Origin of the sequence: Streptomyces sp. S3(2020), assembly GCF_013044505.1 — a bacterium.
Classification (GTDB): Bacteria; Actinomycetota; Actinomycetes; order Streptomycetales; family Streptomycetaceae; genus Streptomyces.
Genome location: NZ_JABERD010000096.1, coordinates 22,669 through 35,487, shown reverse-complemented (window position 1 = coordinate 35,487; position 12,819 = coordinate 22,669). Strand labels below are relative to the sequence as shown.

13 protein-coding genes and 1 pseudogene are annotated in these 12,819 nt (G+C 70.5%); 6 read left to right on the top strand and 8 right to left on the bottom strand.

The genetic code is table 11. The features are described 5' to 3' along the window. Positions 1-264 precede the first annotated feature (264 nt). Positions 265-648, bottom strand: a pseudogene (locus HLK59_RS27440) (SRPBCC family protein); the annotation flags it as partial. A gap of 184 nt (positions 649-832) precedes the next feature. Here HLK59_RS27440 and HLK59_RS27435 point away from each other — a divergent pair. Both HLK59_RS27435 and HLK59_RS27430 read left to right on the top strand, forming a co-directional pair. Next, positions 833-1,864 carry a DUF2278 family protein gene (locus HLK59_RS27435; protein ID WP_171144202.1) on the top strand — a complete coding sequence of 344 codons (1,032 nt, stop codon included), beginning with the start codon at positions 833-835 and terminating at the stop codon, positions 1,862-1,864. Positions 1,865-1,980: 116 nt separating this feature from the next. Continuing rightward, entirely contained in the window at positions 1,981-3,195 is a 1,215-nt protein-coding gene (locus HLK59_RS27430) for a cytochrome P450 (RefSeq protein WP_171144200.1), read from the top strand. Positions 3,196-3,213: 18 nt separating this feature from the next. On the opposite strand, the gene HLK59_RS27425 is transcribed toward HLK59_RS27430, so the two are convergent. The 3 genes from HLK59_RS27425 to HLK59_RS27415 all read right to left on the bottom strand — a co-directional run bounded on the left by HLK59_RS27425 (position 3,214) and on the right by HLK59_RS27415 (position 7,046). Continuing rightward, positions 3,214-3,981, bottom strand: coding sequence for a polysaccharide deacetylase family protein (locus HLK59_RS27425; protein WP_171144201.1), 768 nt, complete (start codon positions 3,979-3,981; stop codon positions 3,214-3,216). An 87-nt stretch (positions 3,982-4,068) separates the two neighbouring features. After that, positions 4,069-5,511, bottom strand: coding sequence for a family 43 glycosylhydrolase (locus tag HLK59_RS27420; RefSeq protein WP_171144199.1), 1,443 nt, complete (start codon positions 5,509-5,511; stop codon positions 4,069-4,071). A 35-nt stretch (positions 5,512-5,546) separates the two neighbouring features. Continuing rightward, positions 5,547-7,046, bottom strand: a complete 1,500-nt coding sequence (locus tag HLK59_RS27415) for a family 43 glycosylhydrolase (RefSeq protein ID WP_171144198.1) — start codon at positions 7,044-7,046, stop codon at positions 5,547-5,549. 159 nt (positions 7,047-7,205) lie between these two features. Between HLK59_RS27415 and HLK59_RS27410 the strand changes: the two genes are divergently transcribed. Further along, positions 7,206-7,625, top strand: coding sequence for a (2Fe-2S) ferredoxin domain-containing protein (locus tag HLK59_RS27410; RefSeq protein WP_171144197.1), 420 nt, complete (start codon positions 7,206-7,208; stop codon positions 7,623-7,625). A 1-nt stretch (position 7,626) separates the two neighbouring features. On the opposite strand, the gene HLK59_RS27405 is transcribed toward HLK59_RS27410, so the two are convergent. After that, positions 7,627-7,788 (bottom strand): hypothetical protein, encoded by a 162-nt coding sequence (locus tag HLK59_RS27405; RefSeq protein ID WP_171144196.1) that lies wholly within the window; start codon positions 7,786-7,788, stop codon positions 7,627-7,629. A 29-nt stretch (positions 7,789-7,817) separates the two neighbouring features. Next, positions 7,818-8,390: a TetR/AcrR family transcriptional regulator gene (locus tag HLK59_RS27400; RefSeq protein WP_171144195.1), complete on the bottom strand. Its 573-nt coding sequence runs from the start codon at positions 8,388-8,390 to the stop codon at positions 7,818-7,820. Between the two features lie 137 nt (positions 8,391-8,527). Here HLK59_RS27400 and HLK59_RS27395 point away from each other — a divergent pair, with 137 nt between their 5' ends. From HLK59_RS27395 to HLK59_RS27385, 3 genes are read left to right on the top strand one after another with little or no spacing between them, the layout of a single operon-like run. Further along, positions 8,528-9,202 carry an NAD-dependent epimerase/dehydratase family protein gene (locus tag HLK59_RS27395; RefSeq protein WP_171144194.1) on the top strand — a complete coding sequence of 225 codons (675 nt, stop codon included), beginning with the start codon at positions 8,528-8,530 and terminating at the stop codon, positions 9,200-9,202. A 37-nt stretch (positions 9,203-9,239) separates the two neighbouring features. Continuing rightward, positions 9,240-9,980: a class I SAM-dependent methyltransferase gene (locus HLK59_RS27390; RefSeq protein WP_171144193.1), complete on the top strand. Its 741-nt coding sequence runs from the start codon at positions 9,240-9,242 to the stop codon at positions 9,978-9,980. 33 nt (positions 9,981-10,013) lie between these two features. After that, the gene (locus HLK59_RS27385) at positions 10,014-10,709 is read left to right on the top strand and encodes an alpha/beta hydrolase (RefSeq protein ID WP_171144192.1); all 696 of its coding nucleotides are present in this window, start codon (positions 10,014-10,016) and stop codon (positions 10,707-10,709) included. A 3-nt stretch (positions 10,710-10,712) separates the two neighbouring features. Here the strand turns inward: HLK59_RS27385 and HLK59_RS27380 are convergent, their stop codons facing one another. Next, positions 10,713-11,837, bottom strand: coding sequence for an NAD(P)/FAD-dependent oxidoreductase (locus tag HLK59_RS27380; RefSeq protein WP_171144191.1), 1,125 nt, complete (start codon positions 11,835-11,837; stop codon positions 10,713-10,715). 74 nt (positions 11,838-11,911) lie between these two features. Next, the gene (locus HLK59_RS27375) at positions 11,912-12,808 is read right to left on the bottom strand and encodes a helix-turn-helix domain-containing protein (protein WP_171144190.1); all 897 of its coding nucleotides are present in this window, start codon (positions 12,806-12,808) and stop codon (positions 11,912-11,914) included. Positions 12,809-12,819: the final 11 nt, after the last annotated feature.

Sequence of the window (12,819 nt, the reverse complement as noted above, 5' to 3'; positions counted from 1 at the left end):
GTCCTCCACGGCGGCCTACGGCACGGCCTCCGAGCCGGTCTTCCCGGCGACGGTGCCGTACCCACCCTACATCGCCTCGGCCGCCGCGCCGTACCACGCCGTGTAGCAGCGGAGCCCCCCCAGCTGGGAGCGCGCGCCCGACGCCATCGTGCGCGCGTCCCTCGCCACCGCCCGCCCCGCCACGTCGGTCGAGACCAGGTACGTCTCCCTGCATACACCCCCCCCCGCGGTCGCCGACACCGCCGCCACCTTCCCCGCCACCCGCCGCACCACCGGATCCAGCACCCCGGGCAGGAACCGGAACCCCAGTTCCTCCCGCCACACCACGCGACTGCGTCCGCCCGGCCCGGGGCCGACCTCGATCTCGGCCCAGCCGGTCACGACCCGGCCTCGTTTCTCCAGGCGGCACTGGCCGGCCGTACCGGATACCGGTGGGCGCCACACCGTGACCTCCATGCGGTCGTCGAAGGTGAGCGGGCCGATCCCCGTGCGGGCCACGAAGACCGTGCCCGCGGCCGTCGGTCCCGCGGTCTCCACCAGGACGCGGGTCAGGGGGACCACTTCGCCGTGGCGGGGCCACTGCGTGAGGCGGCGCCAGGCCTCGTCGGGGGGAAGCGGTGCCGTGCGTTCGAGGAGGAAGGTGACCACTCGACGATCTTAGGGAATCCGGCCAGCTCAGCGCCGTATTCATAGCCGCCTCACATACTTGGCCCGCCCGGCGGTCGTCGGACGTGCGTACACCCGGTGAACCCGCCCCGCGGAACGGCCCGCAACCCCTACGATTCCTCCCATGGGTGGGCATTTGGCCCGCCCCCAGGGGGAGTTGGTCACCATGCCACTGAAGGCCTACGGCGTACTGATCACACGGGCGGTCGACACCCGGCGCGAGGGCGCCGTCGACACCCCGCACTACCAGATCCATCTGACCGACGATCAGAACGTCCACTACCGTGCCGCCGTCAACGTGCTGTCCCAGGAGCGTCCCTCCGAGCTCCTCTACCTCGTCGACGAGGACTTCCGGCACCCGGTCACGGCCCGGCTCGCGGGACTCGGCAGCGGATGGAACACCCTGCCGCCCGGGCCCGGCGGCCCCAATCTCGACTTCGTGCGCGGCAATCTCCTCGACCCGGCGAAGATGCGCACCCTGCCCCCGGACGCCCCCGGCGCCGACGACGACCTGGCCGACATCCTCGACCACTACGTACGGCGCGCGATCGCGGACCCGGACGCCCGCCTGTACGTCTTCGGCGAGCGCTTCGGACCCGAACCCCGCGTCAAGGACAAGGTGTTCGGCTTCCTGCCCGGAAACGGCATCCACGACATCCACATGAACCAGGGCAACAGCCGGAAGTTCCGCGGCGACGACGGTGTCTGGCAGGACGGCGGGATCCTCCTCCACTTCCCCGGCCAGGACCGCTGGGTGGCGATCTTCCTCGCCTTCCAGAGCCAGTCCTGGCACACGGACGACGTCACCGGCCATGCCCTGGAGGACGTCGAGGGCAACCGGCCCGAGCCGAACAGCCTGCCCGTGCGGATCGTCGCGGCCCTCGTCAACCCGCGTGGCCCCGCGCCCGAGGCGGAGACGGTCACCCTGCTCAACGCCTCGCCCGACCCCGTCGACCTCACCGGCTGGCGCATCGGCGACCGCCTGGGCCAGAAGTCCCCGGTCACGGGCGGACCGCTCGCCGCCGGAGCCTGTCTCGTCGTCCCGCTCGGCGTGGGCGGCGCGGGCGGCGTGGGCGGAGCCCAACTCGGCAACCACGGCGGCGAGATCACCCTCCTCGACGCCAAGGGACTCAAGGCGCACGGCGTTTCGTACACCAAGGAGCAGGCGGCTCGGGAGGGGTGGTCCGTCGTCTTCTGACAGGTCGAGTGGGATGAACTGGCCGACAGGCATTGGCCGTTGACGTCTATCGCAGCCCCGCACCCGTACGGCACCATGAGCGCGACCCCGCACCACCGGCGGCCGGAGGGCATCCCGTGGACCGTGAACTGCTGGGAAGACGCGACGAGTTGCAGCGCGACCCCTATCCGCACTACGAGCGGGCGCGGCAGGCCGACGGGCTGACGTACCTCGACGAACTGGACGCCTGGCTGGTCGCCCGGGACGTCGATGTGCGGGAAGTCCTGCGCAGGCCCGAGGACTTCTCGTCGGCCAACGCGCTCGTCCCGGACGTGCTGCCCGCGCCCGCCGCGCTCGCCGTCCTCGGCGGCGGCTTCGGCGGGCGGCCCGTGGTCGTCACCTCCGACGGCGCCCGGCACCAGGAGCTGCGCGCGCCGATCGTCCGCGGGCTCTCGCCGGCGCGGGTCGCCGCCGTCCTGCCGTACGCCGCCCGGCGCGCCGCCGACCTGGTCGAGGGGTTCGCCAAGGACGGCGAGGTCGAGCTGATGTCGGCGTACGCCGGAAAGCTTCCCGGCGATGTCATCGGCCGCGTCGTCGGCCTCGATCCCGAGGACGTGCCCGGCGTCGTGCACGGCGGCCATCGCGCCGAGGAGTTGCTGTTCCGTCCCCTGGAGGAGGCCGCGCAGATCGCCGCCGCCGAGGACGTCGTCGCCATGCAGCGGACGCTGGAGCGGTATGTGCGGGAACGGCACGCCGACCCCCGCGAGGACCTGTGCACGGAGCTCGTCGGCTCCGTCACCTCATCCGGCGAACTCACCCTGGAGCACCGGCACGAACTCGTCGCCCACTTGCAGAACCTGCTGATCGCCGGGCATCTCACCACCACCGCGCTCATCGGTACGACGGTCCTGCACCTGCTGCGGCACCGGGCGCAGTGGGAGCTGCTGTGCGCGGAGCCCGAGCGGATTCCGGCGGCGGTCGAGGAGGCCGCCCGCTACGACAGCGCCCTCCAGGGGTTCCGCCGGGTCACCACCGGTCCCGTGAACCTCGCCGGTACCGAACTCCCGCCCGGTGCCACGGTGTTCGTGGCCTTCGGCAGTGCCAACCGGGACGCCGAACGGCATTCGCGCGCCGACGAGTTCGACATCACCCGGGTTCCGGTCCGCCATGTCGCCTTCGGGTTCGGTGTGCACGGCTGCCCGGGCTCCCAGCTCGCCCGTGAGCAACTCCGGCTCACTCTGGAGGAGTTGACCGGGCGGTTGCCGGGGCTGCGGCTGGCCGACGACCGGCCGGTCGAGATGCGGCCCACGATGATCCACCGCTCCCCGTACCGTCTGCGCCTCACCTGGTGAAAGCCCCACAGGGCCGCCTCAGCGGTACACCTCGCCCGGCTCGGCCTTCCCAGGGGCCAGCAGCTGCGGCACGGTCACGAACACGAACCCGCGCGCCTTGAGCGCGTCGATGATCCCGGGCACGGCCGGCACGGTGCCGTCGTAGAGGTCGTGCAGCAGGATGATCCCGTCCCGGGACACCTGGTCGAGCACGCGCTTCTGGATCAGCGCGGAGTCGTTCGTCATGTAGTCCTTGGCGGTCACGCTCCACAGCACCTCCGCCATGCCCAGTTCACGGCAGATGTCGTGGACGGTGTCGTTCGTCCGGCCCTGCGGCGGGCGCATCAGTGTCGGCCGCTGCCCGGTGAGCCGCTCTATCTCCCGGTTGGGGCGCTCCAGTTCCTCGCGTATCTCCGCCGGCTTCAGTTTGGTCAGGATCTTGTGGTCCCAGGTGTGGCTGGCCACCTCGTGGCCCTCGTCGGCCATGCGCTTCACGAGTTCCGGGTACTTCTCGATGTGCCGTTTGCCGAGGAGGAAGAAGGTCGCCGGGACCTGTTTCTCCTCAAGGATGTCGAGCAGCCGGGCGGAGTGCTCGCTCGGGCCCGCGTCGAAGGTGAGCGCGACGCACTTGGCCTCACGGCAGTCGACGGTCCCGAACCGGGCCACCTGGGCGGTGGCCGTGGCCTGGTTCCGGGCCGCGCTGGGCGCGGTCGTGTCGAGTGATCCGCAGCCGGTCAGCGACAGCGTCAAGGACACTGCCGCCGCCGACATCAGCGCAGCTCGGAACCTGTTCCCCGTTTTGTACATCTTCTTGGTCGCAGAAGGCATGCCGGGACTATACACAGAGGTTATACATGCAGTGTATAGTCTATTCGATCATGCCTTCAGGGCTGGCTACTGGGCGTAGAAGGTGGCGTCCCCCCGGTCCGTGGAGGTGCTCACGGCCTGGACGTTCAGCAGGTAGTTGTAGTGCCGGATGTAGCGGCCGGCGTAGTTGTAGGACTCGTACGAGATTCCGGCGGAGTCGGCCAGCCCGGCCCGCTGGTAGAAGCTCGCGTCCGAGGCGAACGTCGCCGTCCCGTCGTTCTTCTCGACCCACACCTCGAAGTTCTTGTGCCGCAGGAAGTACCCGGGGAAGTTGGCCGACTCCAACGACACCGTCCCCGTGCCCGCCAGGCCCGTGACGACCCGGAACTGCGAGTCGGCGAGCGGCGAGACGTTCGCCTCGATCCGGGCCCGGTACTCCCAGTGCCGGATGAAGCGGTCCGCGAAGTTGTACGACGAGAGGCGCTGCGGGGTGATCCCGTCGGCGACCGGGATGCCGAAGTCGGGGGTGCCGTCGGCCTTCCAGTACACCTTCTGCACCCGGGTGCGGCGGTTCGGGTCGTTCAGCGGGTCACCGCTGATGTCCTTGTAGCTGCGGTCGTGGTAGACGAGGATGTCCGACTTGCCGTCCTCGGAGACGGTGAAGGAGTTGTGGCCCGGACCGTACTGCGAGGTAGCGGCGCTCGACTGGAAGACCGGCGTCGAACTCTTCGTCCAGGAGGCCGGGTTGGTGAGATCCGCCGTCGCCGACGCGGTCAGCATGCCCAGGCAGTAGTTGGCGTCGGTGGCGCTCGCCGAGTACGTCATGAAGACCTTGTCGCCGTGCTGGATCAGCGCCGGGCCCTCGTTGACCTTGTAGCCGATGGTCTCCCAGGACAGCGTCGGCTGCGAGAGCTCCGCCGGAGTCCCGCTGATCGTCCAGGGGTTGGACAGCTTCGCTATGAACAGGCTGGTGTTGTTGTCCTCCGACGGGTTGCGCTGCGCCCACGCCAGATAGCGCACACCGTTGACGACGAAGGTCGTCGCGTCCAGCGAGAAGCTCTCCCAGGTGGTCTTGATCTGGCCCTTCTCGGCCCAGGTCGCGGTGAGCGGATTGGCTCCGGTGCCCTCCAGGACGTACATCCGGATCGCCCACACATCGCTGGTGGACCCGGCGGCGAAGTACACGTACCACTTGCCGTCGATGAAGTGGATCTCCGGCGCCCAGATGTGCGCGCCCATCACCCCGCTGGTGTGCTTGGTCCAGATGGTGACCTCGGAGGCGGTCGAAAGGCCCTGGATGGTCGTCGCCCGGCGCAGCACGATGCGGTCGTACTCGGGGACGGTCGCGGTGAAGTAGTAGTAGCCGTCGGTGTGTTTGAAGATGTGCGGGTCGGCCCGCTTCTCCGCGATCGGGTTGGTGTAGGTCACGGCGGGGGAGTCGGGAACGGCTGCCTGGGCGGGGGCGGTGCCCAGGGCTGCCGTGAGGGCCACCAGCAGAGCCAGCAGCAGGCGAACGGCGTTGCGTCTCAAGGGAGTTCTCCAGATACGCGAGCAGACGGGGAAGGTCAGGTGGTGGGAACGAGGCGCCACTGCTGGCAGTTGTTGTCCAGCCAGGTCCACTGGCGTACGTCGGTGCCGTTCGCGGTGCCGCAGTCGGCCACGTCGGCGACCTTGCCGGTGGACTCGTTGACGATCCGGACGTAGTCGCCGCCGGCGGTGAACACGAGCCGGAAGCGCTGGCACTTGTTGTTCAGCCACGACCACTGGCGGATGTCCGCGCCGTCCGCGCTCGAACAGTCGGCGACATCGGCGACCTTGCCCGTCGCCACGTTCACGAGCCGGTTGGTGTCGTCGCCCAGGTCCTCCAGCCGCCACTTCTGGTTGGTGCCGCCGGTGCAGCTCCACTGGAAGATGTTGGTGCCGTCGGCGGTGCCGCCGCCGTTCACGTCCAGGCACTTGCCGCTGTTGCGGTTGACGAGGGTGTACGACGTCGGGGTCACCGCCGTCTCGCCGGACGGGCCCGGCAGGGTGGTGCCGAGGGCGACCGGGGTGCCGAAGTCCGGGGTGCCGTCGGCGTTCCAGGTGAACTTCTGGGCCCGGGTGGTCCGTCCGTTGCCGCAGCCGCCGTTCGACGCGGAGTTGGCGTGGTAGACGATCCAGTTCTCGGTGCCGTCGGGCGAGGTGAAGAAGCCGTTGTGGCCGGGCCCGTACACGCCGTTGGTGTCACTGCGCTGGAAGACGGGCGTCTGCTTCTTGGTCCAGGAGGCGGGGCTGAGCGGGTCGGAGCCCGTCAACTCCAGCTGGCCGAGCTTGTAGTCGGCGGTCTGGCAGGAGCTCGCGGAGTACGTCAGGAAGGTGCGCCCGTTGCGGTACAGCGGCTCGGGACCCTCGTTGACGGGACTGCCGGACCGCTCCCAGTCCAGGGTCGGGCTGGAGATGATGGTGAACGTGTTGCTGGCGAGGGTGTACGGATTGGTCATCGGCGCGATGACGAGGCTCTGCGTGCTGCCGTTGATGAACCCGCTGCCGACGAGATAGAGCTTGTCGTTCGCCTTCAGTACGCTCGCGTCGATCAGCCAGCCGCCCGGCGTGAGATTCGATCCGGTCAGCGACCCCTTGTAGGTGTACGTCCCCATCGGATCGGTGCCGGAGCTCTCGAGCACATGCGTGCGCTGAGAGTCGCAGCAGGCGACCCCGCTCTGGCCGGCCGAGTAGTACAGGTACCAGTGGCCGTCGAGGAAGTGCAGCTCCGGCGCCCAGATGTTGGTGTTGCGCGTCGAGGTGGTGTCCGACCACACCTGCACGTTGGGCGCGGTGGCCAGGCCCGCCAGCGTCGGCGACTTGCGGATGCCGAGGATGCCGGTGAACGTCGTGGTGACCAGGTAGTAGTTGCCGTCGTAGTACTCCAGCCAGGGATCGGCACCCTTGGACGACTTCAGCGGATTGGTGTACGGGCGACCGTCCGCCGCCGCTGCCGGCTGGGTCGCCGACACCAGTGCGAGGAGGAGGGTCAGCACGCAGAGGAGCAGAGGTCTGCGGCTTTTCCCGAGGTGAGTCCGAACCATACGCGACCGTCCCTGTCCGTAATTTCGAACGTAGTTCGTTATGTCGGTCAGAAGATAGGAGGGGGGCATGTTCCCGTCAACGGTTTGGTCACCTGCGTTGCAGATGGTGCGGTGCACGTACGATCTTGAGCGTCGGCGGAGTCACGGGGAGGGGATCGTATGAGCGCGACGAACAGGCGGGTCGTGTTCGGGGCGGCGGGCGCCCGCCCCTGCACCCTCGTCGTGTGCCGGGGCTGCTGCTGCGGCAGCGCGAGCAAGTATCCCGACGTCGACCATCAGTGGCAGCTCGACCGGTTGACGGCCGCCGCCGCGGAGTCCGGTGGCCGTCTCGCCGTCCGTACGACGGACTGTCTCGGCCCCTGCGACCAGGCGAACGTCCTCGTGGTCCAGCCCTCCGGCGAGGGCCGCCGCCGCGGTGGCCGCGCCACCTGGGTCGGCTGGTCCGGCGACGACGACTGCACGGACGACGTCCTGACCTGGGTCGCGGCGGGCGGACCGGGCCTGGCGGAGCCCCCGGCCACCCTCACGCTCCAGTTCATACGACCGCCCCGCCCCGAAGTCCGACGAGCCCGCCGCTGACCTAGCCCGGCGCGGCCGCCAGTGGCTCCAGGGCCGGGTTGGTCACGAGCGGATACTCGATGCCCGGAGCCGCGGCCCGGTTCAGCGGCCGGATCTCCGGTGCCCGGGCTGTACGCGTGGCGGCCGCCGGCGCCCTGGTGTCTTTCGTCGGTGCGGCGCTCACGGTCCAAATCGGCTTCTGTTCAAGGACGTTCAGCTCTCCACAGGCCGGCCGCGGGTCGTCAGGCCCGGTAGGACGAGGGTCAGCCAGCGGGCGCGGGCGGTGGAACTCCGGTCGGCGGGGGCCGTCTTGAGAAGCAGGTAGAAGTCGTCGACGGTGACATCGGGGTGCAGGTCCCCGTCGTCCCGCGCGGCACGGAGGAGCCGGTCGAGGGCCGCCCTCGCACGCTCCTCCTCGGCCGTCTCACCGGCCGCGCCCAGCGCCTGCGCGGCGGCCTTCACCGCCTGGTCGGTCGCCGACAGCTCCAGGAAGCGGTCGAGGAAGGTGGTCACCTCGTCCATGGCGCGCGCACCGGCCGCCAGCCGCTCGACCACACCCTCCCCGTAGTCCGCCCACCGCCCGACATGATCGGTCACCACCGCCCCGACCAGGTCCGTCTTGGTCGGGAAGTGCCGGTACAGCGTGCCCACGGCCACCCCCGCCGCGGCGGCGATCTCGTCCATCCCCACGTCGGGCCCGTGCGCCGCGATCTGCTCGCGGGCGGCGGCCAGGATCTTCTTCCGGTTGCGCACCGCGTCGGCGCGCGGCGCTCGGGCCTGGGACATGGGGCTCTCCGAAGGGCGGTTGCGTAAAAGTGAACCAGGGTTCATCATGAATATGAACCAGGATTCATCTTATCCTCCGGGCTCTGCCCTCACCTCTCCTCCGGGACCAGCCATTCCCGCACCGACTGGAGCACCCCATGCGCGTCATCGTCTTCGGAGCGTCCGGCATGGTCGGACAGGGCGTCCTGCACGCCTGCCTGCGCGAACCGGACATCACCGAGGTCCTGGCCGTCGTCCGCACCCCGCTCGCCGTCGAGCACGCCAAGCTCCGGCAGCTCGTCCACGCCGACTTCACCGACTACACCGCGATCCAGGGCGAGTTGAAGAACCTCGACGCCTGCTACTTCTGCCTGGGCGTCACCTCGGTCGGCCGCGGCGAGACGGAGTACACCAGGATCACCCACGACTACACCCTGGCCGCCGCCCGGGCGGTGAGCGCCGAAAGCCCGGACCTGACCTTCACCTATGTGTCCGGCGAGGGCACCGACAGCACCGAGCGGGGCCGTCTGATGTGGGCCCGGGTCAAGGGCCGTACCGAGAACGAGCTGCTGGCCATGCCGTTCGACGCCTACATGTTCCGTCCCGGCTTCATCCAGCCCCGCAACGGGGCCGTCGCCCGGGTGACCGTCTACCGCCTGCTGTACGGGCTCACGGGATGGCTCTATCCGGCGCTGCGCCGTCTGATGCCGAAGCACGTGACCACGACCGAGCACCTGGGCCGCGCGATGATCGCGGTGACCCGGCTGAAGGGGCAGGGGCCGACAGTGCTGCACAGCCCCGACATCAACCGCCTGGGCGCTGAACCGAATTGAGGTGCGCCAGGTAGCGCCGCCGACGTACGGTCCGTGCGTGGATCACGAAGACGGCTACTTCGCGAAGCACATCGCGGCGACCTACGACGACCCCGCCTCGGACATGTTCCGGCCGGAGACCATCGACCCGGCGGTCGCCTTCCTCGCGGACCTGGCGGGCGACGGCCCGGCACTCGAACTCGGCATCGGGACCGGCCGGATCGCCCTCCCGCTGGCGGCCCGCGGCGTACCGGTGCACGGCATCGACCTGTCCCGCGCGATGGTCGAACGGCTGCGCGCCAAGCCCGGCGGCGACGCGATCGGCGTATCGATCGGCGACTTCGCGACGACGAAGGCGGACGGCGCCTTCTCCGTCGCCTACCTCGTCTTCAACACGATCATGAACCTCACGACGCAGGAGGCGCAGGTGGCGTGCTTCGGCAACGTCGCCGCCCAGCTGGCCCCCGGGGGCACCTTCGTCATCGAGGTCATGGTCCCCGAACTGCGGAAACTGCCGCCCGGGCAGCACGCCGTGCCGTTCCACGTCGGCTCGCAGCGACTGGGGTTCGACACCTACGACGTGGCCACGCAGCGGATGAGCTCGCACCATGTGAGGGTCGTCGACGGGCGCGGGACGTACGACGAGATCCCCTTCCGCTACGTCTGGCCCGCCGAACTCGACCTCATGGCACAGCTCGCCGGACTACGGCTGCGCGAACGCTGGGAGGGCTGGACCAGGGACCCCTTCACGAGCGACAGCTCCGGCCATGTTTCCGTATGGGAGAAACCCGCGCACTGACCGCGGCGAACCCACCGGAACGAAAGGCCCGACGTGCGACTCCACACCCGTGAATGGGGCACCGGCGACAGAACCGCCCTGCTCGTGCACGGCATCATGTCCGACTCCCGCACCTGGCGCCGCGTCGGACCGGCGTTCGCCGGACACGGCTACCGGGTCATCGCGGTCGACCTGCGCGGCCACGGCCTCTCGCCACGCGGCGAGTACAGCCCGCGGCACTTCGCCGACGACCTCGTGGACACACTGCCGACGGGCGCCGACCTGGCCGTCGGGCACTCCCTCGGCGGGCTGAGCCTCTCCCTGGCCGTCGAGCGGCTACGGCCCCTGCGGGCGGTCTACTCCGACCCGGCCTGGTCCACGCGGGACCCCGAACAGCCCCTGGACCCCGAGGTGTTCGTGTCCGCCAAGAAACTCACCCGCGACCACATCGCGCGGTTCAACCCGCACTGGGCCGCCGAGGACATCGACATCGAGACGGCCACTCTCGCGGACTGGGACGCGGACACCTCGTACTTCCTCGACGGCCGCCCGCTCGCCGGCTTCGTCCCCGACCGCCCGGCCGTGCCCTCCCTGGTCCAGCTCGCCGACCCCAGTCATCTGGTCGGAGCCGACGACGTGGTGCGGCTGCGGGCGAGCGGTTTCGAGGTCCGTACGGTGCCCGGGGCGGGGCACACCATTCACCGCGACGACTTCCCCGGGTTCATGAAGTCCCTCGACGGCTGGATCTGACGCTCACACGGACATCGCGGTGCCCCAGTCGAGGAGCCGCGGGAGGTCCTCCTCCCGGGGCCGGGGGACGGTGGCGCCCCGGCCTCCGCGCGACAGGCTCCCGCTGGCCAGCGTGTTGTGCTCCACGCGCGGGCGGCGCAGCGCCTCGTACAGGGCGAGCCCGGAGTCGGTGTCCGGCGTGTCGCGCAGGCATTTGGCGAGCACGACGGCGTCCTCCAGCGCCATCGAGGCGCCCTGCCCGGTCGCGGGGGAGGCGGCATGGGCCGCGTCGCCGACGAGCAGGGTCCGCGCCGAGCGCCAGGGGGTGCCCGGGGGTATCTCGGTGGCGTTGGTGACCAGCACGTCGTCGGCGGTCGCCGCCACGATGTCCGCGGCGGGGCCGGAGTCCTCGCGCAACAGCGACACCAGCGGGTCACGCCATCCGCCGCGTGCCAACTCCTCGGCGGTCAGCGGGTCGTCGGTCACGCGGGCGAACCAGTACGTCTCCCCGTCGGGCGACACCGCGTACCCGAAGGCGGCCCCGCCGCACCGCACCATGGTGAACTGCTCGCCCTCGCCCGGCGGTCGGGCGTCGCGCGTGTAGCCGTAGAAGACGCGCTGGGCCGCGTACACGGGCCGCACTTCGGGCGCTGTCGCCCTGCGGACGGTGGAGTTGAGGCCGTCGGCGCCGATGACGAGGTCGCCCGTCGCGCTGCTGCCGTCGGTGAAGCGGGCGGTGACGGCGGCGGGGCCCTCCTCGACGGAGGCCAGCCGGACGCCGTGCCGCACCGTGATGCCGCGACGTGAAGCCTCCTTCTGGAGCGCCGAGTTGAGGTCGCCGCGGCGCAGACAGCGGAACCGCAGGAGCGGGTCGTCGGCCTCGCCGAGCGGGCCCCGGGCCACCTCGGCGCCCGTCGCGTCGAGCAGCCGCATCGAGCGCAGCGGGAAGCCGATCGCGGTGACCGCGTCGGAGGCGTCGATCTGCGCGAGCGCCCGCATGCCGTTGCTCGCCAACGTGAGGAACGCGCCCAGATCCTCCGCCGAGTCGGGATGCGCCTCGTGCACGTCGACGTCGAAGCCCGCCTTGTGCAGGGCGAGCGCCGTCGCCGTACCGCCTGTTCCACCGCCGATGACCAGGATCCGCACCATGTCACGACCGTACACGGCCACATCAACTGGGCCTCTGCGCACGGGTGTTCAACGCGAGTGCGCCCTCCGACGGCTCAGGTCTGCGCGGCGCGGAACGCACCCGGTGTCCGTCCCGCCGCCCGGGTGAAGAACTTGCTGAAGTTGGTCGGCTCGGTGAAGCCGAGACGGTGGCTGACCGCGGCGACCGGCAGGTCGGTGTGGGCAAGGAGGCGTTTCGCCTCCAGGGCGACCCGGGCCTCGATCAGCTGCTTGGCCGTGTGCCCCGTGGCTCGTTGACAGGCCCGGTTGAGGGTTTTGAGGGAGTAGCCGAGCCGGGCCGCGTAGTGCTCGGCCCGGCGCACGACGGCGAAGGACCGCTCCAGCTCGTGCTGGAAGACGCGGTACGGCTCCTCCGCGGCCGGGACCGGCGGGTTGCCGTCGGGAGCGGGGAGGCGGGCGATACGCAGCAGGACGCCGGCCAGCAGCTGACGCAGGAGCTCCCTGGTGAGCTCCGGATCCTGGTCCGGCAGGGCGGCGTACTCGTCCGCGAGGTCGCCCAGCGCGCGACGGAAGCGGTCGAGGTCGTCCCGGCCGAGCCGCCAGCAGGGCGGGCCGAAGGGGTCGTCGGTCACCCGGGCGGTGGCGGGGAGCCGGGGCGGGAAGTCCGGGGTGAACAGCACGATCGTGGCGGCCAGGTCCGCGGGGCCGCCGTCGGGCCCCGTGGGCAGGCGCTGCACCTGCCCGGGGCGGACGTGCAGGAGCGTGCCGGGGCGGCAGGGGCGGTCGACGAAGTCGACCATGTGGGTGCCGGTGCCGCGGTGGACCAGGGCGAGATGGTGGAAGTCCAGGCGGTGCACCCGCCGGTACTCCTCCCCGGGCAGGCGCTCCGCGAGCTCCGCGAAGCCGAGGACCTCCAGGTGCAGACCCGGCCGCGTGGGGTTGCGATAGCCCCGCTCGATCAGCGGAGGCTGTCCGGTTTCGACCATGGCCATGCCTGACCCTA

Coding starts and splice junctions, on each gene's coding strand:
- HLK59_RS27435 (WP_171144202.1), top strand. CDS start 833: ATGCCACTGAAGGCCTACGGCGTACTGATCACACGGGCGGTCGACACC.
- HLK59_RS27425 (WP_171144201.1), bottom strand. CDS start 3,981: ATGTACAAAACGGGGAACAGGTTCCGAGCTGCGCTGATGTCGGCGGCG.
- HLK59_RS27415 (WP_171144198.1), bottom strand. CDS start 7,046: ATGGTTCGGACTCACCTCGGGAAAAGCCGCAGACCTCTGCTCCTCTGC.
- HLK59_RS27410 (WP_171144197.1), top strand. CDS start 7,206: ATGAGCGCGACGAACAGGCGGGTCGTGTTCGGGGCGGCGGGCGCCCGC.
- HLK59_RS27400 (WP_171144195.1), bottom strand. CDS start 8,390: ATGTCCCAGGCCCGAGCGCCGCGCGCCGACGCGGTGCGCAACCGGAAG.
- HLK59_RS27395 (WP_171144194.1), top strand. CDS start 8,528: ATGCGCGTCATCGTCTTCGGAGCGTCCGGCATGGTCGGACAGGGCGTC.
- HLK59_RS27380 (WP_171144191.1), bottom strand. CDS start 11,837: ATGGTGCGGATCCTGGTCATCGGCGGTGGAACAGGCGGTACGGCGACG.
- HLK59_RS27375 (WP_171144190.1), bottom strand. CDS start 12,808: ATGGCCATGGTCGAAACCGGACAGCCTCCGCTGATCGAGCGGGGCTAT.